Annotated in this window: 22 protein-coding genes and 2 pseudogenes; 9 read left to right on the top strand and 15 right to left on the bottom strand. The window is 28.4% G+C overall.

Translation table 11 applies throughout. The features are described from left to right. Window positions 1–390 precede the first annotated feature (390 nt). On the top strand, window positions 391–1608 hold the full coding sequence (locus ACWPW7_RS10620) for a nucleotidyltransferase (RefSeq protein ID WP_454053492.1): 1218 nt from the start codon (window positions 391–393) through the stop codon (window positions 1606–1608). 370 nt (window positions 1609–1978) lie between these two features. After that, on the top strand, window positions 1979–3133 hold the full coding sequence (ylbJ, locus tag ACWPW7_RS10615) for a sporulation integral membrane protein YlbJ (protein WP_454053491.1): 1155 nt from the start codon (window positions 1979–1981) through the stop codon (window positions 3131–3133). A gap of 91 nt (window positions 3134–3224) precedes the next feature. Here ylbJ and ACWPW7_RS10610 read toward each other — a convergent pair whose 3' ends face one another. From ACWPW7_RS10610 to ACWPW7_RS10585, 6 genes are all read right to left on the bottom strand, one after another. Next, window positions 3225–3791 (bottom strand): hypothetical protein, encoded by a 567-nt coding sequence (locus ACWPW7_RS10610; RefSeq protein WP_291565115.1) that lies wholly within the window; start codon window positions 3789–3791, stop codon window positions 3225–3227. Then, window positions 3775–4284, bottom strand: a complete 510-nt coding sequence (gene coaD / locus ACWPW7_RS10605; RefSeq protein WP_291565117.1) for a pantetheine-phosphate adenylyltransferase — start codon at window positions 4282–4284, stop codon at window positions 3775–3777. The genes ACWPW7_RS10610 and coaD overlap by 17 nt, the downstream gene beginning before the upstream one ends. Before the next feature lie 2 nt (window positions 4285–4286). Next, complete coding sequence (rsmD, locus tag ACWPW7_RS10600) at window positions 4287–4844, bottom strand: 16S rRNA (guanine(966)-N(2))-methyltransferase RsmD (protein WP_454053490.1); 558 nt, start codon at window positions 4842–4844, stop codon at window positions 4287–4289. A 235-nt stretch (window positions 4845–5079) separates the two neighbouring features. Next, entirely contained in the window at window positions 5080–7113 is a 2034-nt protein-coding gene (gene recG / locus ACWPW7_RS10595) for an ATP-dependent DNA helicase RecG (RefSeq protein ID WP_454053489.1), read from the bottom strand. Window positions 7114–7195: 82 nt separating this feature from the next. Next, a complete protein-coding gene (locus ACWPW7_RS10590; protein ID WP_454053488.1) occupies window positions 7196–8836 on the bottom strand; it encodes a DAK2 domain-containing protein in 1641 nt (546 codons plus the stop codon). A gap of 12 nt (window positions 8837–8848) precedes the next feature. Further along, a complete protein-coding gene (locus ACWPW7_RS10585) occupies window positions 8849–9199 on the bottom strand; it encodes an Asp23/Gls24 family envelope stress response protein (protein ID WP_039631800.1) in 351 nt (116 codons plus the stop codon). A gap of 192 nt (window positions 9200–9391) precedes the next feature. Here ACWPW7_RS10585 and rpmB point away from each other — a divergent pair, with 192 nt between their 5' ends. Then, complete coding sequence (gene rpmB, locus ACWPW7_RS10580) at window positions 9392–9583, top strand: 50S ribosomal protein L28 (protein ID WP_039631798.1); 192 nt, start codon at window positions 9392–9394, stop codon at window positions 9581–9583. 132 nt (window positions 9584–9715) lie between these two features. On the opposite strand, the gene ACWPW7_RS10575 is transcribed toward rpmB, so the two are convergent. From ACWPW7_RS10575 to ACWPW7_RS10565, 3 genes are all read right to left on the bottom strand, one after another. Continuing rightward, window positions 9716–9883, bottom strand: coding sequence for a hypothetical protein (locus ACWPW7_RS10575; protein ID WP_454053487.1), 168 nt, complete (start codon window positions 9881–9883; stop codon window positions 9716–9718). A 594-nt stretch (window positions 9884–10477) separates the two neighbouring features. Next, on the bottom strand, window positions 10478–11941 hold the full coding sequence (locus ACWPW7_RS10570; protein ID WP_454053486.1) for a YncE family protein: 1464 nt from the start codon (window positions 11939–11941) through the stop codon (window positions 10478–10480). A 5-nt stretch (window positions 11942–11946) separates the two neighbouring features. Beyond that, window positions 11947–13671 (bottom strand): hypothetical protein, encoded by a 1725-nt coding sequence (locus ACWPW7_RS10565; RefSeq protein WP_454053485.1) that lies wholly within the window; start codon window positions 13669–13671, stop codon window positions 11947–11949. A gap of 134 nt (window positions 13672–13805) precedes the next feature. On the opposite strand from ACWPW7_RS10565, the gene ACWPW7_RS10560 reads away from it, so the two are divergent. From ACWPW7_RS10560 to ACWPW7_RS10535, 6 genes are all read left to right on the top strand, one after another. Beyond that, the gene (locus tag ACWPW7_RS10560; RefSeq protein ID WP_454053484.1) at window positions 13806–14570 is read left to right on the top strand and encodes a hypothetical protein; all 765 of its coding nucleotides are present in this window, start codon (window positions 13806–13808) and stop codon (window positions 14568–14570) included. A 137-nt stretch (window positions 14571–14707) separates the two neighbouring features. Further along, complete coding sequence (locus ACWPW7_RS10555; RefSeq protein ID WP_454053483.1) at window positions 14708–15391, top strand: DUF4489 domain-containing protein; 684 nt, start codon at window positions 14708–14710, stop codon at window positions 15389–15391. Between the two features lie 602 nt (window positions 15392–15993). Then, complete coding sequence (locus tag ACWPW7_RS10550; RefSeq protein WP_454053482.1) at window positions 15994–16629, top strand: DUF4489 domain-containing protein; 636 nt, start codon at window positions 15994–15996, stop codon at window positions 16627–16629. 537 nt (window positions 16630–17166) lie between these two features. Further along, the gene (locus ACWPW7_RS10545; RefSeq protein WP_454053481.1) at window positions 17167–17727 is read left to right on the top strand and encodes a DUF4489 domain-containing protein; all 561 of its coding nucleotides are present in this window, start codon (window positions 17167–17169) and stop codon (window positions 17725–17727) included. A gap of 448 nt (window positions 17728–18175) precedes the next feature. After that, entirely contained in the window at window positions 18176–18739 is a 564-nt protein-coding gene (locus ACWPW7_RS10540) for a DUF4489 domain-containing protein (RefSeq protein ID WP_454053480.1), read from the top strand. A 193-nt stretch (window positions 18740–18932) separates the two neighbouring features. After that, window positions 18933–19493: a DUF4489 domain-containing protein gene (locus ACWPW7_RS10535; RefSeq protein WP_454053479.1), complete on the top strand. Its 561-nt coding sequence runs from the start codon at window positions 18933–18935 to the stop codon at window positions 19491–19493. 488 nt (window positions 19494–19981) lie between these two features. Here ACWPW7_RS10535 and ACWPW7_RS10530 read toward each other — a convergent pair whose 3' ends face one another. The 6 genes and pseudogenes from ACWPW7_RS10530 to ACWPW7_RS10505 form a co-directional block, all read right to left on the bottom strand. Then, the gene (locus ACWPW7_RS10530) at window positions 19982–20647 is read right to left on the bottom strand and encodes an SIMPL domain-containing protein (protein ID WP_454053478.1); all 666 of its coding nucleotides are present in this window, start codon (window positions 20645–20647) and stop codon (window positions 19982–19984) included. Window positions 20648–21098: 451 nt separating this feature from the next. Continuing rightward, window positions 21099–22216 (bottom strand): annotated as a pseudogene (locus tag ACWPW7_RS10525) (4-hydroxybutyrate dehydrogenase). Window positions 22217–22236: 20 nt separating this feature from the next. Next, a pseudogene (locus tag ACWPW7_RS10520) lies at window positions 22237–22485 on the bottom strand (aldehyde dehydrogenase family protein); the annotation flags it as partial. Then, complete coding sequence (locus ACWPW7_RS10515; protein WP_454055494.1) at window positions 22445–22768, bottom strand: reverse transcriptase domain-containing protein; 324 nt, start codon at window positions 22766–22768, stop codon at window positions 22445–22447. The pseudogene ACWPW7_RS10520 and the gene ACWPW7_RS10515, both read right to left, overlap by 41 nt. A 303-nt stretch (window positions 22769–23071) precedes the next feature. Continuing rightward, on the bottom strand, window positions 23072–23197 hold the full coding sequence (locus ACWPW7_RS10510; RefSeq protein WP_454053477.1) for a hypothetical protein: 126 nt from the start codon (window positions 23195–23197) through the stop codon (window positions 23072–23074). 453 nt (window positions 23198–23650) lie between these two features. Next, window positions 23651–24154: a flavin reductase family protein gene (locus ACWPW7_RS10505; RefSeq protein WP_454053476.1), complete on the bottom strand. Its 504-nt coding sequence runs from the start codon at window positions 24152–24154 to the stop codon at window positions 23651–23653. Window positions 24155–24160 lie beyond the last annotated feature (6 nt).

The raw sequence follows: 24160 nt of genomic DNA, 5'->3' as shown, positions 1-24160 counted from the left end.
GATCTTATAAGTAATCAATAATTTTTTCCTTACTCTATTTTAATTACTTATTACTTAGTTTTAAATTAATAAAGCTTTAAATTCATAATGAAAATTTTAAATAAAAGCTTAATTATTATGTATACCTATAGGTATACAATGTAAAAGCTTAAAATATATTATGGAAAATAAATTTTCTATAAAAATAGCTTAAATCCTTAGAAATTAAGGATTAACAATTAAGAATGAAGAATTGAGGAAAAAATTTACTAAAGGTAAATTTCTTAAAATAAAATTTATTTTTAAAAAACTCCAAAGGCTTTACCAGTGGAGTTTTAACCATAATTCTTAATTTTTAATTCATAGAATTTTATTCTTGATTAATCTATAAAATATGAGGTGAAAATCATAATGAAAGTATGTGGAATTATAGTTGAGTACAATCCATTGCATAACGGTCATGTTTATCATATAAATAAAGCTAAAGAACTTACAGGTTGTGATATACTTATAGCAGTAATGAGTGGAAATTTTAATCAAAGGGGCATTCCTTCTATAGTAGACAAATATAATAAGACAAAGATGGCACTAGATAATGGAACAGACTTAGTTTTTGAGCTTCCTACTATTTATAGTGTTGCCTCCGCAGAATTCTTTTCTTTTGGTGCTATAAGCCTTTTAAACAGCTTATCTATAGTTGATGGTATTTGTTTTGGAAGTGAACATGGAGACATATCTACTCTTATAGAAATTTCAAAAATACTTGAAAGTGAATGTGAAGATTTTAAAATTATTTTAAAAGAGAATCTAAAAAAAGGTGCTTTATACCCTACAGCTCGTTCACAAGCTTTACTTTCTTATTTACAGAGAGAAAATTACAATATAGATAATTTAGAAGAAATACTGAATTCTTCTAATAATATACTTGGAATTGAATATATAAAAAGCTTATTAAAATTAAACAGTACCATTAAGCCTTACACAATCAAACGAGAAGGTGCTTCTTACAATAGCATGGCTCTTAACAATGTATTTTCTAGTGCTACATCTATTAGAGAATACATAAAAAGTGAAGAGCCCATAGAGAAGTTAAAGGCTCATGTACCAACTTCTGTTTTTAATCATCTTCAAAAACTTCAAAGTGAGGAATACAGTTTTACTTTTGATGAGTCAATGTTGCCTTATATTAGGTATAAGAGTTTTTTAGATAAAAATTCTTTAGAAAAAATTCCAGATGTTTCTGAGGGATTACATAATAGAATATATAATTCTCTCTATGAAGGAAATAACTATAATAACATAATAGAAAGAATTAAATCTAAAAGGTATACTCGTACTCGTATTAGTAGAATACTTTGTCAGTACTTTATAGGCTTTGATAATTTTGACTCCAACCTCCTTAGAAATGAACCTTGTAGCTATGCTAGAATTTTAGGTTTTAATGAAAAAGGGAAATCCATACTCAAATCTATAAAAAGTAATAGCAATATCCCTTTATACACAAAACTTCCTAAAAACCTAAATGATGTACTAAAATTGGAACTCCAAGCTTCTAGAGCGTATAGCTTATTAAATAAAAATTATAGATATAATGAAGATTATTTAACTAGCCCATTAAAAAAATCCTGACTGACCTCAGGATTTTTTTAATGGGCTAGTTACAATTTTATTCAATTCACAATTTTGGATATTTCTCAGTAATGGCCGAGAAATTTGGAATTAATTTCCCTTGAAGTTACATAATAACTTCTTATAAAAAACTAGCAATTATATTGCTAACAAAAAATCTATTTAAGAAATTAATTTGTTTAAAATTAATTTCAACCACAATTTAAAATTGTCCATCGTCAATTTTAAATTGTTTTAAGTTGTCTTAAATAAAATTTAAATAAAATAGTAAATTTATAATTTATTAAAATTAACACATAAGTTGTCCCCTTTGTAAATATATTTTATATATGTATATTATACTTTAGGGAGTTGCATAATATTGAAACTTATGTATGTTTTTATTTTAATTATTTCATTATTTATACTTTATAAACTTATAAAAAACTATGGATTCAATGCTATACTCACCATTTTAGCATCATTAATCATTATTTATATAATAGCTAATCCAAAAGAATGCATGGGATTTACTGTAGATGGTGTTAAACTTTTTTTTAATTCTGTATTCCCGTCATTATTTCCATTTTTAGTATTAATAAATATGATTATTTCTTTTGGTGGAATTCAAATTTACTCTAAAATACTTGGGAAAATAATCTCTTATCCATTAGGACTTTCAAAAAACTGCAGCTTAGCAATACTTGTTAGTGCTTTTTGTGGATACCCTTTAGGTGCTAGATATTCTAGTGATATATACGAAAGAAATTTAATAGATTATAAAACTTACGAGAGGCTTTTAAATATTGCTTCTAACGGAAGTCCACTTTTTATAATAGGCGCAGTAGGGACAGCAATGCTGGGGAATGTTTACATGGGATATTTATTGTTGTTATCAAATTTTCTTTCTTGTATAGCAATGGGTTTAATACTTCCTAATAGATATAAAAATAATAATTCTACAAGTAGTAAAAATGTATTTGTGTATGGCAATAATTTAAACATAGGTGTAGCTTTTAAAAACTCCATAGAAGATGCCATTAAAACTGCATTATCTATAGGTGGATTTATAGTTATCTTTTCAGTAATTATAAACATAATAAAAGGCAATGTTTTATTTAACATTACCTTAGAAAAAATATCTACTTTTACAACCATTCCCTTTGAAGTCATTCAAGGTCTAATTTTAGGAATGATTGAAATAACAAATGGCTGTAACATTATAACTAAGTCTTCTATTGATTTAAATACTAAACTGCTTTTATTAAGCTTTTTAATTACCTTTAGCGGACTTTCAATAACTTCCCAAGTTTACTCTTTAGTATATAAATTTAAAGTTTCTATGAAAAAATATTTATTTTATAAAACAATCCAAGGTGCTATTAGCACCTTAATAACCTTATTATTATGTAAATTGCCATTTTTTAATTTTTCTCAAGAAACCTTTTTACAAAATAGCTATTATAATATAAACAGCTCTCAAATATATTTGATAGTCATATTAGTTATATTATTCCCTTTAATTATAACCAAAATAGAGTCCTAATTATTTTAAAAGGTGAATAATAAAAACTACTACATTTTTAATATTAAAAGTTTCAGTAATGCTTATAAATTATAGCTGTAATTTATAAGCATTATTTCATATTTCCTAAATCTTTAATATTTTCTCTAACAATAGAAGTAGTACTTGTAATCTCTTTATGCATATTTCTAAGCATAGTATCTACTTCCTTGTTAATTTTTATAATTATAGCTTCTCCATTAATATCTATTTCCTTCTGAAGGTTGCTTAAGGTTTCATCCGCATAATTTAGCACATTAGCTTTTAATTCCTTAGCATATTTAGTAGCTTCTAACTTCATCTCTCTCGCTTCAGCATTAGCTTCTTGAAGAATTTCATTTGCCTTATGTTCCGCTGCTCTTATTACATCAGAATTTTCAAGTTCTCTTTGAATTCTTCTTTTTGCATCTTCTCTTATAGCCTCTGCCTCTCTTCTAGCATTATCTAATATTTGTCCTCTAGCTTCAACAATTTCCTTTGCTTCTAAAAATTGTTCTGGTAAGTCTGCTTTTAATTCACTTATAATATTAAGCATTTCTTTCTTACTTAAATTTACCTTTCCAAGTAAATTGCTAGAAGTTTTTACTGTCTGTTCAAGATAATCTATAAGCTCTAAGATGTTGTTAACTTTTTTGTCCACTATTATCCCCCCTCTTAATTTTAGCTCTTTCCTTTAAATCTTCCTTAATTTCATCAGGAACTAAATCTTCAAGACATCCTCCAAATAAAGCAACCTGCTTTGTGGCAGAAGAACTTAAATAAGAATACTTAGAATTTGTCATCATAAATACAGTTTCCTTTGTTTTATCTAATTTCTTATTCATAAGTGCCATTTGAAACTCATAATCAAAGTCAGACATAGATCTAAGTCCTTTAACTATCACATCAGCTTCTTCTGCATTCATGAAATCTACTAATAATCCACTAAAACTTTTAACTTTAACATTTTTATAAGGCGCTATAACCTTCTGTATATGAGCCACTCTTTCATTGACTTCAAACCAACCTTTTTTATCGGGATTTATTAATACTGCAACTATCACTTCATCAAAGACGTAAGATGATCTCTTTATTATATCTAAATGACCATTAGTTATAGGGTCAAAGCTTCCAGGATAAACTGCTTTTCTCATTTTTAAATCTCCTTATACTCATAGAAACATACTGTCGTATTTCCGTACTTTCTTTTGTCAATTAATATTATTTTGTCATTTCCCTCGTATATAACTTCACTTGTATCTATCTTTGTAACAATAAGACCCTCTCTTTGAAGAAGGTTATATTTTGAGATCAACTCTATTGCTGGTGGTATCATCTCCTTAGCATAAGGTGGATCTATAAATATGAGATCAAAAACTTTTTTCTCTTTTCCAAACTCTTCAAGATAATGATAACAATCCCCTTTTAAAGTAGTACATATATCTTGAAATTTTAAATTTTCTACATTCTTCTTTAAAAGATTATAACTACTATCTCCTTTTTCTATCAAATAGCTATGTTTAGCTCCTCTACTGGCAGCCTCTATTCCTAAGCTTCCTGTGCCTGAAAATATATCAATAGACACTGCATCTCTAACCCTATTTTGTATTATATTAAATATTGATTCTTTTATTCTATCTAAAGTTGGTCTGGTTCCCATCCCCTCTGGTGGTAATAACTTTTTTCCTTTAGCTTTTCCAGCAATAACTCTCATTCATTTCCTCCTTAGATTTTAATTAAAGATTTTGCTTTAATAATCTTACTATAAGTATAAATTATACATTATGTAAAGTCTTTATATAAGATTTAACACTATTTTAAATATTATCTATTTTTTCATTCTAAGCTATTAAATCTAATTCATATCACCCTACGAACAGATTCCATAACTTTTTCTGATATAAAATAAATCTCTATTTTTAACTTATGTTTTACTTGGCAGGACTAATTTAATTAAAACAAATATATTTAGAACTTCTCTCAAGCATTTTTCTTATTTCTTCTTTAATTTTCAAATCTTCATCTTTACTACTAAATATTATATTTTTAGCTTCTTTATTAGCTATCTTAAAGAGCTGAAAATCTTCTGCTAAATCTGCAAGTAAAAGTCCACTTTCACCAGATTGTTTAAATCCAAAGACCTCTCCGCCTCCTCTAATCCTTAAATCTTCCTCTGCTATAAAGAATCCGTCATTACTATTTTTCATAGTCTCCATTCTTCTTCTCGTAGTATCACTTTTTATATCTGCTATTAATATACAATAGGACTTGTAACTTCCTCTTCCTACTCGTCCTCTTAGCTGATGAAGTTGAGATAATCCAAATCTTTCAGCATTTTCAATTATCATCAAAGTAGCATTAGGTACATTAACTCCTACTTCAATAACTGTAGTAGAAATTAAAACTTTAATATTTTCCTCTTTAAAACTTTCCATTATTAAATTTTTCTCTTTATTAGGCATTTTACCATGAAGTATTTCAATTTCAATATTTTTAAAGTATTTTTCCTTTATTTCTAAATATAAACTTTCCACAGAACTTAGGTTTAAATCTTCATTTTCCTCAACTAATGGACATACTATATAAACCTGTCGTCCTTCCGCAATTTCCTTTAGTGCAAAGTTATATACTCTATCTCTTTCTTTTTTATCTACATAATAGGTATCTACTTTTTTTCTTCCTGGTGGAAGAACATCTATGGTAGACACATCTAAATCTCCATAAAGATAAAGGGTTAATGTCCTTGGTATAGGAGTAGCACTCATTACAAGTATATCTGCATTTTCTCCCTTACTTCCTAATTTATTTCTTTGATTCACTCCAAAACGATGTTGCTCATCAGTAACAATCATACCTAGTTTCTTAAATACTACATTATCTTCAATAAGCGCGTGAGTTCCTATTAAAAGGTCTATTTCTCCATTAGATAGAGCTTCTTTAATTAATTCTTTATTTTTAGCAGTAGTACTTCCTGTTAAAAGTTCTATTTTTATATCAAACCCTTCAAAAAGTCTTATAGCTTCATAATAATGTTGCTTTGCTAAAATCTCTGTGGGAGCCATCATTGCCGCTTGATATCCATTTTTGATAACATTGAATAATGATATCAATGCAACTATAGTTTTTCCACTTCCTACATCACCTTGAACTAATCTATTCATAACAATATTTTTCTTTTGATCTATTAAAATTTCTCTTACTACCCTACTTTGAGCTTCTGTCAATTCAAAAGGTAGTTTTGCCTTAAGAGTTGTAAGCTCATCACATATTTTAAATGGTACTCCGCTGCAGTTTTTATTAAGCTCTTTAAGTAATAAGACCTTCATAGAATATGTGAATAATTCTTGAAACTTTAACCTTCTTTTAGCTTCTTTTAAGCTATTATTATCCTTTGGACTATGAATATGTCTTATTGCCTCATCTAAGGAAATAAAATTATAATTCTCTATAATTTTTTCAGGTAAATTTTCAATAATTTTTGTATGAGATAAAACCTCAGTAATAGCTTTATTTAAAAAATTATTACTTAAATTATCTTTAAGAGAATATTTAGCTAATATCTTATTATCATCTAAAGTTACATTTCTAAGTATCTTAGGATTGTTCATCCTAACTTCATTATTAAATTTTTCAATTTTGCCACTTAATATGTATTTTTCATTGACTCTAAAACTATTTTTAGCATAAGGCTGGTTAAACCATTGACCTTTAAAAGTTTTATTATTAGCTTTAAATATTATAGTAGAAAGAACTTTATTATTCTTAGTTCTTATATCTCTTAATATACTTACTACTTTACACTCCAATATTACCTTATCTTTTTCATTAAATCCATTAATGTCACTTCCTACAGTTATTAATTCATAATCTCTAGGAAAATACAAAAGTAAGTCTAAAACACTATAAATTCCACATTTATTAAGTTTTTCTGCCATTTTAGGCCCTACACCCTTAACATAACTAATATCATTATATAAATTCACAACATTCACTCCATATATAGAATTTAAAGCTTCTTCGCCCATTACAAATATACCATATATAGAAAAAAAGCCCTAAGGCTTTTTACTCTACAGATGTAATAAAATAATATAATGGTTGCTTTCCATCAAAGCACTGAACATCCATATCTGGATATTTTTCTTCTAGCTTTTCTAGAAGTTTATTTACCTCTTCAACACTACAATCTTCTCCATAGAATATAGTAATAAGTTCACTATCATCATTTATCATGCTAGAAATTAATTCTTCACAAATATCATATATATCAGTTCCTATTTTACTAATTTTTCCTTCTACAAGTCCAAGAATATTACCTTCTTTTATAACTCTTCCATTATCTTCAGTATCTTTAATTGCATAAGTTACTGAACCTGATATAACATTCTTACTACATTCTGTCATATTTTCACTATTTTCTTCTGGTGAGACTTCGCTATTAAACATTGTTATAGCAGTAATCCCCTGTGGTATTGTAGTTGTTGGTATAACTATTACATTTTTATCTACTAATTCTATAGCTTGATTTGCTGCCATTATTATATTTTTATTATTCGGAAGTACAAAAACATTTTCTGCATTCACTTTATTTATACTTTCAACTATGTCCTGTGTGCTCGGATTCATAGTTTGACCGCCCTCTATTACTACGTTAACGCCTAAATCTTCAAAAATATTTTTAATACCTTCTCCTCTAGCAACAGTTACAAATCCATATTTCTTTGGTGGTTCTACAGAAGTAACTGCCTGAGTAGCGTCACCTTCTTCGTAATCCATTAAAGTTCTATGCTGTTCTCTCATATTATCAATTTTGATTTTTGACAATTCTCCAAACTTAACAGCTTTTGAAAGCACAAACCCCGGATCATTAGTATGAATATGAACTTTAACTATATCTTCAAGTCCTACTAATACTATAGAATCTCCCTGTCTTTCAAGTTCTTCTTTAAACTCTGGAATATTAACTCTTTCAGATAGTATTATAAATTCTGTACAATATCCAAATTTAATATCTGCAGAATCAATATGAACTTCTGGACTTGCCATTTCTACCACTTTATTTTCTAAAATTTTAGTGTTAAGGTCAACTTTAAGGTCATCTTTTAAAGCTTCATGCATACCCTTGAAAAGGATTAATAATCCCATTCCGCCAGCATCCACAACTTTGGCTTGTTTTAACTGTGGTAACATCTCAGGTGTTTTGTTTAACATCTCTTCGCAATTCTTGCAAATTTCTTCAAATAAACTAGTTACATCTTTAGCATTACTTGTTTTTATTCCTTCAGCTGCAGCTCTTATTATTGTAAGTATTGTTCCTTCTGTCGGTCTCATAACTGCCTTATAAGCAAAATTAGCACCTTGCACCATACTCTCTTTAATGTCTTCTACTGATGCCTCACTTTTGCCTTCAAGTCCTTTTGCTATGCCTCTAAATATTTGAGAAAGAATAACACCTGAATTACCTCTAGCACCCATAAGTGCTCCTCTTGCTAACTTTCGAGATATTTCATCTACTGTTTCTTTATCTAAATTTTCAACTTCACCTACTGCTGTTTTAAATGTCATAGACATATTTGTCCCTGTATCTCCATCTGGCACAGGGAATACATTTAGTGAGTTTACATATTCCTTTTGCTCCTCTAACTTATTAGAAGCGTTTCTAATCATGTTGCAAAAATCATGCCCATTTATTTTTAAGTATTTCAATGTCGATACCTCCTAGACCCTCACACCTTGAACGTTTACTGTAACCTGTGAAACCTTAAGTCCTGTAAAGTTTTCCATATTGTATCTAACCTTCTGAATTATATTATTAGCTATTACTGAAATTTTAGTTCCATATTCTACTATTATATATAATTCTACTGTTAAGGATTCATTTTTCGTATTTATTTTGACACCTTTGCTTAGGTTTTCACCCTTTAAAAGCTCCCATAATCCATCTGTAGCATTTTTAGAAGCCATACCAACAACACCATAGCATTCCATTGTTGACACACCTGCAATGTTTGCTAAAACTTCTTCTGAGTAATATACGTTACCTATTTGATTTGTTATGCTAGCTTTCATAATAACTCCTCCTTAATAACACTATATAGATTATTCTATATTATAAAGTAAATTAATTCAACAATTTTAATTTGTAATTAATAGAATTTCCGTTAATTATTTTACATTTTGCTTGCATAGTTTATAATGACTATGTTAAAATATTGTATGTTTGATTTAAACAGTGTTGGTTATTTTAAGGAGGTGTTTATAATGTCAAGAAGATGCGATATATGTGATAAAGGTGTTGTATCAGGTTCTCAGTTCAGCCACTCACACCGCCAATCTAAAAGAAAATGGGCTCCAAATTTAAAAAGAGTTAAAGCTATAGTTAAAGGATCTCCTAAAACTATTCATGTATGTACTAGATGCTTACGTTCAGGTAAGGTTCAACGTGCTATATAAGCTTAAAAAATGCAACTCAACAAAGAGTTGCATTTTTTTATGTTTATTTTTTTCTAATAAATATACCAATTATTTTAGATAAAAATTTCGGAAGCTTTATTGCAAATATTTTCATTATTTCCCCCCTACAAATTAATTACGGTCCTCCATAATCTTCCACCCTAAACCTATAATTACACATCCCATTGCCACAATCCATCCCCAAAATGGAATTAGCATTGCTAATAGTATTCCCAGACCTACAGCTACTACTATTGCCCCAATTCTCTTTCTAGTTTTTTTGCAAAAAAACTTAGACACTTCATCTCCCCCATAGTTATTACTACTATTTAATATATGTTATTTTTTTACAATTGATACAATTATTCATTGAAGTAACTTCATAAAAATTAAACATAATAATATCATAAACAATAAATTTTAAATGTTTTTTATGATATTATATTTTTACTTTAAAACTAAAATTATATTAGGCTATAAGTAATCTATAAATTAAATAAAAATATGTTCTAGGCTTCTGAACTGAAATACATAGACAAATATGATACAAAATATGTTAACACAATTTATTAGTTATTTTTTAAGATGCTTTATTAAAACCTGCACTAAATTATACAGAAAAATTTAATATGTTTTTAAATTGGATATATGAGATTTAAAGATATTCGTAAAAAGCAATAAAACTATTACAATAAACTTTTAATAGTACCACCATTGTACACCTTAATAATACAAGGAATAGTCTAAAATAAAGCACTAGATATGATGGTTCTAGTGCTTTAATTTAAAATAAATTTGTATTTTTAATTTCATTTTCAAATTTTATCACCATCTAAAGTCAATAAATTTTTTGCAATTTTAATTTATTTATCATTACGCACTAAATTATATAATTTATAATTTATTTAAGTGAACTAATGCTTCAACCTCTCCTACAACTTTTATTTCCATGAATACATCTAGCGAAAAACAAAATACATCTTTAATCAATATAGGAGCTTTTCTTGTTTTAGAGTGAGTTTTCACAACCAGGTCTAATTCACTTGTTTCAGTAGAATTAGGTATACATAATGTGACTTCTTTATTTTTTTCCACAAATCTTTTTATAGTTTTTTTCTTACGTTTACCATCTCTAAATTCAATATTGTATGGAATTCTCAGTGTAAATTTAACTTTTGAAAAATTTGGCCTATCTTCTATTTTCTCTCTTATCTCTGTTTTATTTACTATAAATCCATTATGAATTATAATTTTCTGGAAAGTAAAAGGTTCTTTATAAGTTTTAGGAATATCCACTATAACTTTGGGCAAAGATATATTTTCTTTATAACTTGAAAATATTTTTTTAACTATTATAGGAGACAATTCAATTTCATCTTTTTTTTCTTCTATATTAGTTGAATCAATGGCATTTTCATTTTCAATAAGTGATTCATTTAAAACCATTGTAATATCATAAGGTTGACTGTTAATTCCTTCTACAAGAATAGTATTAACTATGGAATTATTGCCTGTATCAATTATATCTAATGCTCCCTGACCACCACAATTTCTATCAGTTACAAGAAGCTTATCTTTATTTGGAGTTAATAATATACTTTGTGGTTCCGGTAATGTAGTTGTAATAAATCCTTTTAATGTATTAGTTGTAATATTTATTATCTCCACCCTGTTAAGTCCTCTATTAGCAGCATATAAAATATTATCTTTAAGTGCTAGGCTCGTTATAGAAGAATTTGTTGGTAATTCTATTTGAAAAACTTCTTTTTTCTCAATATCTATTGTAGAGATGCTAGCAGAATTTTTAGCCTTTCCACCTTGACTTGCTACATATATGAATTTATTATCATCGTTTATTAAAATATAACTAGGCTTTACACCAACATTTTTAATTCTTGTTAACAATTTAAAATTAGATGTATCATAAACCTTTAAATCTTTGCGTAATGAATCTAAAATTACTAAACATTTTCCATGTGGATCTAATTTTAAACTCTCTATAGCCATAAATCCTACGATTCTTGCTATTTTCCTTTCTGTAAATATATCGTACACCAATATTTCTGAAGTGTTTGATATATATATTCTTCCATTTACTATATCTATTTCTAAGTTGCCATTATTAGGGATATCTAATGTTTTTATTTCATCATTGGAATTACATATAATTGCAATAGGATTTTTATCACTACCGACATAAATATCACCATTTTTATGTGATGATATCCTAAAAGGTTTGTAAGGAAGATTGATGGTTTTTATTATAGTATTCTTCTCTCCATCAATAGCTGTTATAGTCTTATTTCCTAAGTTTGACACATAATAAATTGTTTCTTTTATCCTTTCTACTGTTGACATAACCTCTAGGTATCATCCCTCCTCCCCCAAATTTTACTTATAATAGATTTATTCATTTCATTTTCTAGATCCATTTGCAATTTATTTTTTTCTTTATTAACTTGTCTTAACATTATTGTAACTTCTTCTTTTTCTTTAGTTACAATACTTAATTGTTTATCTACTGTTTCTAGTGCGCTTTGTAGTTCTTCTTTCTCTTTAATTGTACTTTGGAACTCTTTTCTTATACTTTTATTTTCAATAGTTATCTGTTCTAGATTTTTCTCTAATTCTTTTCTTTTATTATTTATTACTTTTAGTTCTTTATTTATATGTTCATTCTCAAGATTCATTTTATTTGAAATTTCTTGTAATTTTTCTTTTTCTTTCTTTAATTTCTCTATCTCAAGATTTAAATTTTCATTTTCATTAATTGTTTCTTCTAATTTTTTTTGCAAATCATCCAACTGCTTCTTTCTTTCTTTTAATCCATCTTGAGACTCTTCATGTACTTGCTTAAAAATATTGCATTTCTCTTGAATCTTTTTATTTTTATAGACTATATTACTTAATCTTTCTTCCAATTCTCCAATAATTCTTTCTTTTTGCTTTAGTTCTATTTTTAAGTTAACTATTATACTTTCTAATTCACTATTTAAATCACTTAAGTTGGCTACATCTTCTCTTATAATTTTTTTTCCTTCATCCATATCTAATAATTTGTCGCCATCTTTTGAATTATCTTCCTTATAATCATTATTTATAAGATCTACAGGTAAGAAAAATTTTATTGGATAAGAATTTGTACCTAGAATTTTACTACCCTTTATTTTTTCATCATCATATCCAAATATACAATTGTACAACAAAATTTCTTTTTCTTCTTCAATATCTAATCTAAATGGTGCATTCCATTCATTTTCGAATGAAGAACAAATTATATCCTTTTTTTCTCTCCATATTGCCCATAAAATATTGTTTTTTTCAATTAATATAGGATCTGTAATTTCTGTTTTTCCTTCAAAAAGTTTATCATATTTCATTTCTCCATTAAAATCTATATATACAGCTTCTAATGAATACATCTCCTTTTCCTTAGATAAATTTAAAATATGAGTCTTATTTTTTGAAAGTATAGTGCAAAAATTTATTTTGCTACCTTTTATATCATATAATTTCTTAGGTAAACTCCAATTGGGTTTTTTATATACAAAATTTTTTACTTCTATTTCTGGCTCTTTATTATTGATAAAAAATATAGAAATATTATTTCCTCTCACTACCTCTGCATGATAATGATTATCTACATTTGGTATAAGCATAATATTGTGAATAGTGTTAATTATGGCATTATCCTCTCCCCATATATAATGCATAAGGGTCCCTCGCGAAGGATTATTTCTATTTTTAAGTATAAAAAATGCATTTATATGATTTTCTACCATAACTAAAGTAAGTTCTCTTATTTCATTCTCACTAGTTTCAAAGCCATATAGTATTTTTCCTAACCACTGGTCTTTATTCCAAATACAATATTTTAGTTTTTCTTTTTTACTATATATAATGTGAATATTTTGCTCTTCATCTATAGCAATATTAAATTCTAATACTCCTGTATCAATTTTGCTTTCGTTGGTCCATCTATCTTCTGAATACATAATATTGTAAATTAGCTCCCCATTTTCTTTTAAAATAAACTTCCATAAATTATTTTCTTTATCGTAAAAAATCCAAGTATTAGTATTCTCCATATATTTCACCTCTTTATAAAATTATATTTTTTTATTTATATATATATGACCACATTTAAACTATCACACAATTATTTCATTTACATACAATGTAATGTAAGTAAGAATATCCTATGTAAAAAGGAGGAAAATATATGGCAATTACTAGTGATAATTTCTCACCACGCCCTGGGCTAGTAAATAAACAAGGATACCTTCCTGACCCAGTTGAATTGGTATGTATCGAAGTACCTAAAGTATTTGACCAATGTTTAATTAAAAAATGTCTTAAATTTAAAGAAGGTCCTGATACAAATTGTACTGACGAAGAACTAAGAAGTAATCCACTAACAGACCCAAAAAGATTTTTAGGATGTAGAGATTTTAGTATTAAACTTTTATCTGTAGATAAAATTCCTATTAACGGTAAGCCAGGATATAAAAAAGTTATTATTTCTTTTATGATTTCATTTTTCGCAGATTTTTTAGATACATGTGGTACTACTCAATGTGAATTATTTGAAATAAATAGAACTGAAGTTATTTCTAAACTTTATTGTCCTGACTCAATAGCTAAAACCACTTCTAGCACTATGTGCCTTGATGAAGATGAAGATTTCGATCCTGAAATTATAAAACTTGAATTAGTAGCAGACTGTCTTGATGGAGTATTTACTAGAGATTGTGATTGCTGTGATGTATTGGATATAACTTTAGGTTTCCACTTAATAGTTAAATGTGAACTTATTGTTCAATTGTTGATTCCTGCTTATGGTTACTGTCCAGTACCTAAACAATGCAAAGAAGAACCAACAGAAGATCCGTGTGAAATATTCTGTAAATTACCACCACCAAAATTCTATCCGGATCAAAAATTAAGACCACTATTCTCTGACGACTATGATGATTGTTGCGATTAATTAAAAATAAGTTTTCTATAGCAAAGTAACACACTTGTCCAATGACTCATATAATATAATGAAGAGTTTTAGATAAAATATTTTCAAATAACTTATAAAAAAATAAAATTATGTAAAAGTATAAGGGAGGCTTATTTATGAATTCAAAATCTAAATCTTTTAAATGCGAACATTGCAGATGCAATCCTTGTAAATGCGACGATAGATGCGACGACAGATGCCATGATAAATGCCATGATAGATGCGACCATGACAAATGCTGCTGCCATGAGCATAAATGGAACTGTGATATAAATTGCTGCAATACTTGCCACTGTACTCCAGGACATCCATTACCTGGTCCATCAATCTTATCTTGTGGTACTGGAACTGGCTTAGCTATTCCAGCAGTTGCTCCTGGTACTCCATTTAACCCTGTACCAGTAGCCAGTGTTACAATTGATACTACTTGTCTATGCAGCCCAGCTGTAAAAATTGATTTTTCTAGTATAATCAACTATCAAGCACTTCTTGTTTTAGCAGCTCCTGTAATAACTACTCCATTTACAGTAACTTTCCAATTGAGTAAGACCTGTGATAATGGTAGTAAAATAGCACTAGGAAGCTGGACCTTTACAATAGCAATATTAGCAGTTGCAGTAAACATTACTCAAACCTTTGCTTTCACTCATTGTGAATGTCATGCATGCCCAGGATGTTGTGTTTATACTGTAGATATAGTTCAAGCTACTAGAAGTGCATTACTTGGCGTTACTGTTACAAGTGAAACTGCTTCAATCGTTACTTCTAGTCTTACAGCAATAGCAGCTTCTTCTTGCTAATAATTTTAAACTTAACTGTAAATAAAATGTCATATTTTAAATTTATAGGAGTCCTCTATCAACGAGGCTCCTGATTTCCATTTATTTATATTTCAAAATTAATATACACATTAAAATAATTGGCATTCTAAAATATTATAATTAGAGCTATACAATTTATAGCTACAGATTTGCATTTATCACTATAATTTATATAAAAATTACAAACTTTTAAAATTAAAGTTGCTATAAAAATTAGCATATAGTTACTTGTTATCTAGTTCCTTGATATGCAATATGATAGCATAAAAGATATTTAATATATTTACTAGTATAACTGTATTGCTTACCTCCCTTATTCAATTCACAATTGAGGATATTTCTTAGATAAAGCTAAGAAATTTAGAATTGATTTATTTTTTAAGCGACACAGTTACTGCTTATAAAGAACTAGTAATTGTATTGCTAGTAAAAAAATCAGCTAAAGAAATTAGTTTGATTAAAACTAATTTCAACCACAATTTTTAATTTTAAATTGGCATTATCTTGAGTACTTCATTGATTAAACTGTTCTCTAGAGGTGAAAAATTTTAAATTTATTAAAATATTAAGGAGGCATATTTATGAATTCAAAATCTAAATCTTTTAAATGCGATGACAGATGCCATGATAAATGTGACCATGACAAATGCTGCTGCCATGAGCATAAATGGAACTGTGATATAAATTGCTGCAATACTTGCCACTGTACTCCAGGACACCCATTACCTGGTCCATCAATTTTATCTTGTGGTACAGGAAGTGGCTTAGCTATTCCAGCAGTTACTGCTGGTACTCCATTTAATCCTATCCCAGTAGCTAGTGTTACAATTGATACTACCTGCTTATGCAGACCAGCTGTAAAAATTGATTTTACTAGCATAATTAATTATCAAGCACTTCTTACTTTAGGAGCAGGTCCATTACTAACTACTCCATTTACAGTAACTTTCCAATTAAGTAAGACTTGTAATGACGGATCTAAAATACCACTAGGAAGCTGGACCTTTACAATAGCACTATTAGCAGCTGCAGTAAATATTACTGAAACCTTTGCTTTCACTTTCTGTGAATGCCATGCTTGCCCAGGCTGCTGTGTTTATACTGTAGATATAGTTCAAGCTCTTAGAAGTACACTAGCTGGTACTATTACTGTTACAAGTGAAACTGCTTCAATCGTTACTTCTAGTCTTACAGCAATAGCAGCTTCTTCTTGCTAATTAATTTAAAACTGAACTGTAAATAAAATGTCATATTTTTAATTTATAGGAGTCCTCTATCAATGAGGCTCCTAATTTGTTTTTTATAATATATTCTAAAATTAATACATTTACTAATACTTTAATTGTATTATCTATTTCTATTATTCTAGTTAATTAAATTGGTGTTGATCGAAACTATACTTCACCTCAAAGAAAACCTTCTACAATGGATAATTGAAAATTGACAATGGAGAATTATTGCTACTTCCCCTTCATTCAATTCATAATGCACAGTTCTAAATTTCTCAATAAAACTGAGGAATTTAGAATTGATTTATTTTTGAAGCCACATAGTCACTTCTTATAAAGAACTATCAATTGTACATTACTTTAAGTTCTTCATTGATTAAACTACTCTTAAAAGATAGAAAAATTAATTTTCCTTAATTTATATAGTAAAGTAACACAGTTATCTAATAATCCATATAATATACTACACATTTTAAAATAATTTACAAAAGTAAAATTTATTAAAAATATTAAGGAGGCATATTTATGAATTCAAAATTTACTTGTTGTAATAAGCAAAATTGTTGCAACACTTGTGCTTGTACTCCTGGACATCCGTTACCTGGACCAACAATTTTATCTTGCGGTACAGGAACTGGATTAACTATTCCAGCAGTTACTCCTGGTACTCAATTTAATCCTGTACCAGTAGCTAGTGTTACAATTGATACTACTTGTCTATGCAGCCCAGCTGTAAAAATTGATTTTACTAGTATAATTAATTATCAAGCACTTCTTGTTTTAGCAGCTCCTGTAATAACTACTCCATTTACAGTAACTTTCCAATTGAGTAAGACCTGTGATAATGGTAGTAAAATAGCACTAGGAAGCTGGACTTTTACAATAGCAATATTAGCAGTTGCAGTAAACATTACTGAAACCTTTGCTTTCACTCATTGTGAATGTCATGCATGCCCAGCATGTTGTGTTTATACTGTAGATATAGTTCAAGCTACTAGAAGTGCACTACTTGGCGTTACTGTTACAAGTGAAACTGCTTCAATCGTTACTTCAAGCCTTACAGCAACAGCAGCTTCTTCTTGCTAATTAATTCTTATGCTTAACTTATAGAAAAAATGTCATATTTTCAATTTATAGGAGCCCTCTGTCAATGAGGCTCCTAATTTGTTTCTGTAATTTATAATTAATTTATTTTTAAAATAACACAGCCACTTGTTATAAAGAACTGCCAATAAAGTTGCTAGTTAAAAAATCAGTTTAAGAAATTAGTTTAATTAAAGCTAATTTCTCTCTTAATTTTCTATTATGAATTATACATTATTTTCAGTTGTACATTAAAACTTTTTAAAAAATATTCATATTCATCTATATATAATTTTTTAAATACTAAATCTATATAACTTAATCATAAGTTAAAATTCACTAATTCACGTGTAAAGTAACACAGTAGTCTAATAATTCATATAATATAATACATATTTTAAAATAATTTACAAAAGTAAAAATTCAGTAAAAATATTGAGGAGGAATATTTATGAGTTCAAAATTTAATTGTTGTAAACAGCAGGACTGCTGTAACACTTGTCATTGCATTCCAGGCCATCCTATACCTAATTTAGCAATCTTATCCTGTGGTACTGGAACTGGCTTAGCTATTCCAGCAGTTACTCCTGGTACTCCATTTAATACTATACCAGTAGCCAATGTTACAATTGATACTACTTGCTTATGCAGTCCAACTGTAAAAATTGATTTTACTAGCATAATTAACTATCAAGCAGTTCTTACTTTAGGAGAAGGACCTATATTAACTAGTCCTTACACAGTAACTTTCCAATTGAGTAAAACCTGTAATAACGGAACTAAAATACCACTGGGAAGTTGGACTTTCACAATAGCTCTATTATCAGTTGCAGTAAATATTACTGAAACTTTTGCTTTCACTTTCTGTGAATGTCATGCTTGCCCAGCATGTTGTGTTTATACTGTAGATATAATTCAAGCTAATACAAGTTCATTGCTTGATGTTACTCTTACCACAGAAACTGCTTCAATTGTGACCTCAAAACTTTCTGCATTAGCAACTTCTTCGTGCTAATTAATTTTTATGTCTAACTTACAGATAAGATGTAATATTCTAAATTTATGGGAGTCCTCTATTAATAGGGCTCCTATTTTTTTATTCTATTTTCTTTTATTTAGTAACAAAATCGCTAGATTGTGCATATAATGTAGTAGCTATTTGTATTTTTTTCACAAATATAAAACTTATAAAATAGGGAGGAATATTTATGAATTCAAAATCTAAATCTCTTAAATGTGAGTATTGTAAATCTAATCCCTGTAAATGTGCTACTGATAAAAATATAGATTTAATACATCCACTACCTAGCCCAATACTTTTATCTTGCAGCACTGGAAATGGACTATCTATTTTCCCTAATACTTCTACTCCTATAACCATAGCTAGCATTACTATTGACACAACTTGCTTACGTAAACCAGTTATAAAAATTGATTTTAATAGCACTATTAATTATCAAACACTTATATCTGGTGGTACAGCAATTACTCCATTCACATTAATCTTTGAGCTAAATAAATTTTGCAATGATGGAACAAAAGTTGCCCTAGGAAGCTGGACTTACTCTATTGGATTTCTATCAGCAGCAACAGATATTACTAATTCCTTTAATTTCACTTATTGCGAATGTAATACTTGCTCTGCTTGCTTCGTTTATACTGTAGATATAGTTAAATTTAATAGCAGTATATTATCTGGTGGAGGTAGCATTACAGAGAAGATTTCAATTATTACTTCGAACCTTTCAGCCTTAGCAACTTCTTCTTAAATAATTAATCTTAAAATTTATCTAATAAGTAACATATTATATTTAATAGAGTTTTCTCTATAATATAAAATAAACTTATAAAATTATTTTAAACACATATAAAGAATATCTTAATCTTGAACAATGATTCTAAGATTATAATAAATTCTTTGAAACTGTAAAATAATTACTATTTGTTGCAATATATATTTGTAATATTTATATATAGTACTAAAAAACTATAAAAATACTAAAGAATTATAAATTTATGAAGTTCAAAACCTGTAAAATAACAGCATAAAAATTTTTAACTAACTGACCATTGATAAAGGACAACTTATATAAATCAACAGTTAAGAATGAAAAACAAAAACCCTATATAAGTTAATTTTAGAAAAGTTTCTTTATAAAAATGTAAATTAATATGACTATTTGCTATGCAAATAGTCATATTAATTGTTAAATAAAGCTTGATTTTGCAGATATATATTTTTTTAATAGAACTTCTATCAATACTGAAAACTTCCTTCCACTCTCGCAGTTATCTCAATTTCACCAGGCATTACTGGAGTACTAGCTGTATAAGTTTTCATCATAGCTCTACTTTCAAACTCTTGTATAGGAGCCTGTTCTTTTATACTATTAGGAATTGTATTTACTGACACTTTTAAGGTATCTCCAATGGTTATAGCTTTTTCTACTGCATCTATAACAGCTAATTGTAAAGCTCTATTATAATAATATCTAGGATCAGAAATTGTAAAGCTTATGTTTCCCACATTGTTTGCTCCAATGCTAACTGAAGCATCAATTATTTCCCCTACTCTTCTTATATCCCTTATAGTCACAGTAAAAATATTAGTTACCTTATAATTTCTAAACACTTGTTTACCTTCAATATAATCATATTGAGGCTCAATATTATAAATTGAAGTTTTTATATCTCTTCTTGAAATTCCCATTTCCTCAAGTTGATTTATAACCCTATTACTTATCATTATATTTTCTCTTTGAGCTGTTTCTAAGTTTTTATCTTCTGTTATAACCCCTAAATTAACAATGGCAATATCTGGTTCTGCTTGTATACTTCCAATGCCAACTACCCTTATGTTCCCTTGACTATCTCTATCTTGATTATAATATGACTCAGTATCATAAAAATTAGAATGCATCATAATTACTATTCCTCTTTATAAACTTGCTTATCTTATATAATATGAAAATATATAATCTTAGTTACAATTTTTACCATATATATTAAAATATGAACTATAATTTTTTTAATCTTTTAAGTACTGATTGTAAAATAAAACATATGAGTTTTCAAAGTAATTAAAGCTATTCATAAATAAGAATAGCTTTCTATTGAATGATTGAAATAAATACCTTACAAATAATCCTTACCTTTTGAATGTGTAAATTATATGCAAAGCTTACATTCGTATATAATATTACTTTAGTTTCCTATCAAATAATATATTTTAAAAAGGTATGAAATAAAGAAATATTTCTTTATTTCATACCTTAATATTAAGCTTTATCAAATTTTTTATATTTATCAATTAAAATGATAAACTCTATTTTAAAGCATAGTTTTACATATTATTTAATGGGAATGAACTTTAATTAATATAGTGCTCTGTATAGCTCATAAATTTCTTCCTTACTAAGCTCTACATAATTATTTGCTAGAAGTCTTTGCTGAGTATTGATTACATTTTCAGTAAACTCTTCTATTTCATTTTCTTCCATACCGTAATCTCTTAAATCTTTCCTACTAATCAAATTATTTAAAAGCATTTCTAGTGAATTGTATACATCTTCTCCCTCTTTAACTTTTAATAAATTTGCAAGTAGAGTATTTACATTTTTTATTTTTCCTCTGGATTTCTTTTATTATAATATTTAAACACTTCAATAAAGAACTCATAGTTTGCTTCTCCATGAGGAACATGATACTTTGCTCCAAGAGGATATGAAAGTGCATGAACAGCTCCTACACCTGCATTACCAAAGGAAATTCCTGCATAGTTACTAGCTATTAAAAACTCTTCTATAATCTCTGTCCTATATTCTTTTCCTTTTTCGATTATTTCTTTGTAGCCTTTTATTATCATTTTTATTGCTTCTGTGCTATACATCTCTGTATATGGATTAGCCTTTGGTGAAACTAAAGATTCCATAGCATGGATAAGGGCATCTATGGAGCTATAGACAAAGAATTCATAAGGTAATCCTTTAACTAACTCTGGTATAAGAACTGCATAATCCGCATATAGCTCTGGCACTGCTAATCCCATTTTAGTTTTCTTAGCTTTTATTTCAGCAATGGATATATTGGTAACCTCACTACCTGTGCCACAAGTGGTAGGTATAATTATAAGCTCCTTGTTCTTAATTGCTGGTATCTTCTTTTCAAATAGTTCACTAACTTTTTCAACTTCTTTAATAGCTAATAATTTTGATATATCTATAATGGAGCCTCCTCCTATAGCTATAACTCTTTTAAAATTTTTAGGATCAATTTCTGCCATTATTTCATCTATTATATCATCAGAAGGCTCTTTTAAATTATAATCCTCTTGAAAAATATAAGAACATTTTAAAGCTAACCCTTTAAGGAAAGTTTTGTATAAAAATTTGTTTGTAAATATTAAATCCTTATCTCCAATAAAAAAATCTTCAATAAAGTTTTTACAACTATCAAATCTAATAATCTTTGGCTTAATTTCTAATAACATCATAAAATCACCCTCTTAATATATTATTGTGCCCATATTTCTTCATCTGTAGGTATCTTAGCATCTACATTATAGCAACCTATTCTTGATACATTTATTAAATGTTTATAATCCAAGTTTTCTGATATACTGTTATTTCCCCAAGATCCACATCCTAAAGTTGTAGTTGGTGCAAAGCCATTATATAGACTTCCTCCTGCAGTAGTTGATGAAGGCTGATTAACTACAAGTCTATTTACAGTTAGTTTTCCTCCTGCATATTCTATATGCTCCTTCTTCTGTTCCCATAATCACACCATTTATCATTACACCACTTTGCAGATATTTTCGTATTAGAGAAATTACTCTGCCATCTTTTATATCGTTAGATAACAGTCTTATTAGCTTATCGTGGTTTATTGTGTCAAAATATTTTGCAAGGTCTATATCTACTGCCCAAGTATATCCTGCATTAATATATTGTCTGCATCTTTCAACAGCTTGCTTCGCACTTCTTAATGATCTAAAGCCATAACTGTTATTTAAAAATTTGCCTTCGTATATAGGCATTAGAATTTGAGCAATAGCTTGTTAAACAACTCTATCTATTACAGTAGGTATTCCTAATAGTCTCTTTCCGCCGTCAGGCTTAGGTATTTCTACTCTCTTGACGGGTTGAGGTTTATATCTACCTTCCAGTAATGATTACCTTAATTTCTGTCCATGTTCTTTTAGGTATTGTAGAAGTTCATCTACTGTCATACCATCAATATCATGACTTTCTTTGTTGGCTTTTACTCTTTTATAAGCATTGTTCATATTATCCTTAGATAATATTCGTTCTAGTAAATCACTACCGTATTCATTGACATCGTTCCTTCATTCTTTAGACATGGAAGAAATACTAGGCACTTCTATATTAGCTTTGAGTTCCACTCTATTTTCATATAGATAGTCTTCTTTATGAAGTTGTCTGCTTTTATCATATTTCCTCGTATCTTTCAAAATTCCGAAACCTCCTATTGTTCAGTCCTTCCCACGCTAACGCGTTCAACGTGGTACTATGGCCTCTGCTGACTTCTGATAGTTCAAACATACATCACTGTATGGGTTGTTATTTCTAAATTCATATCCATAACTTATCTATCAGACCTCCCCAGGTAAGAACACTTACTTTTCCTCCATATATCTGCTACATTTACACCGCCTGTTTTGGATAGTTTAGGGCTTTGTTTTGATTTGCAAACTCACCCACAAGCATATGCCTTATATGTAGTTTCTGTTCGTCAAACCAGAGTTTTGCCGCCGACTTCCTTCAGATTCCACCTCACGATGGACACCCTTGTCTTAAGCTAACGATTGGCACTATCACCCGCCGTATCGGACTTTCACCGACAAGTAAGCTCCCATGCTGGGCACACTAATTAAAAAGCAGTGACATTGAATCACTGCTTTTAGTTATTTTTTGTAGCAATCTACTATTTCTCCATAATATAATACATGAATATCATTATCACCATATATGGTATTTTTTATTTCTTCATCTAAAAGATTTATATCTAATTCTTGTTTATAAACTATCTTACATTCATAGTGCATAATATTTTCTCCACCTATTATTGGAGTTTCTACTATATTTGATTTTTCTATGGTTAAACCACACTCTTTAAATTTATCGTAATCTCTTCCAGATTTACTTCCACAAAAGGCTAATTCACTCTTTTTAGAATCATCAAGAGGGACACTTACCGTAAAATTATCACTGTTTTCTATAAATTCATAAGTATATCTTGACTTTCTAACAAGTACAGTAAATATAGGTCTTTTCCACTGATATCCTATATCTCCCCAACTTATTGTCATAGTATTTGTTTTAGCCTTGGACTTTACTGTCAAGAATGCTCCTTTAGTATATAGATTTTCCATAGCTTCTTCTAAATGGTTAGTAAAATTTGCTTTCATACTATC

It is taken from the genome of Clostridium sp. Marseille-Q7071, from assembly GCF_965112025.1.
The sequence above is the reverse complement of the archived record's forward strand: the minus strand, read 5'-3'. Positions and strand labels throughout refer to the sequence as shown.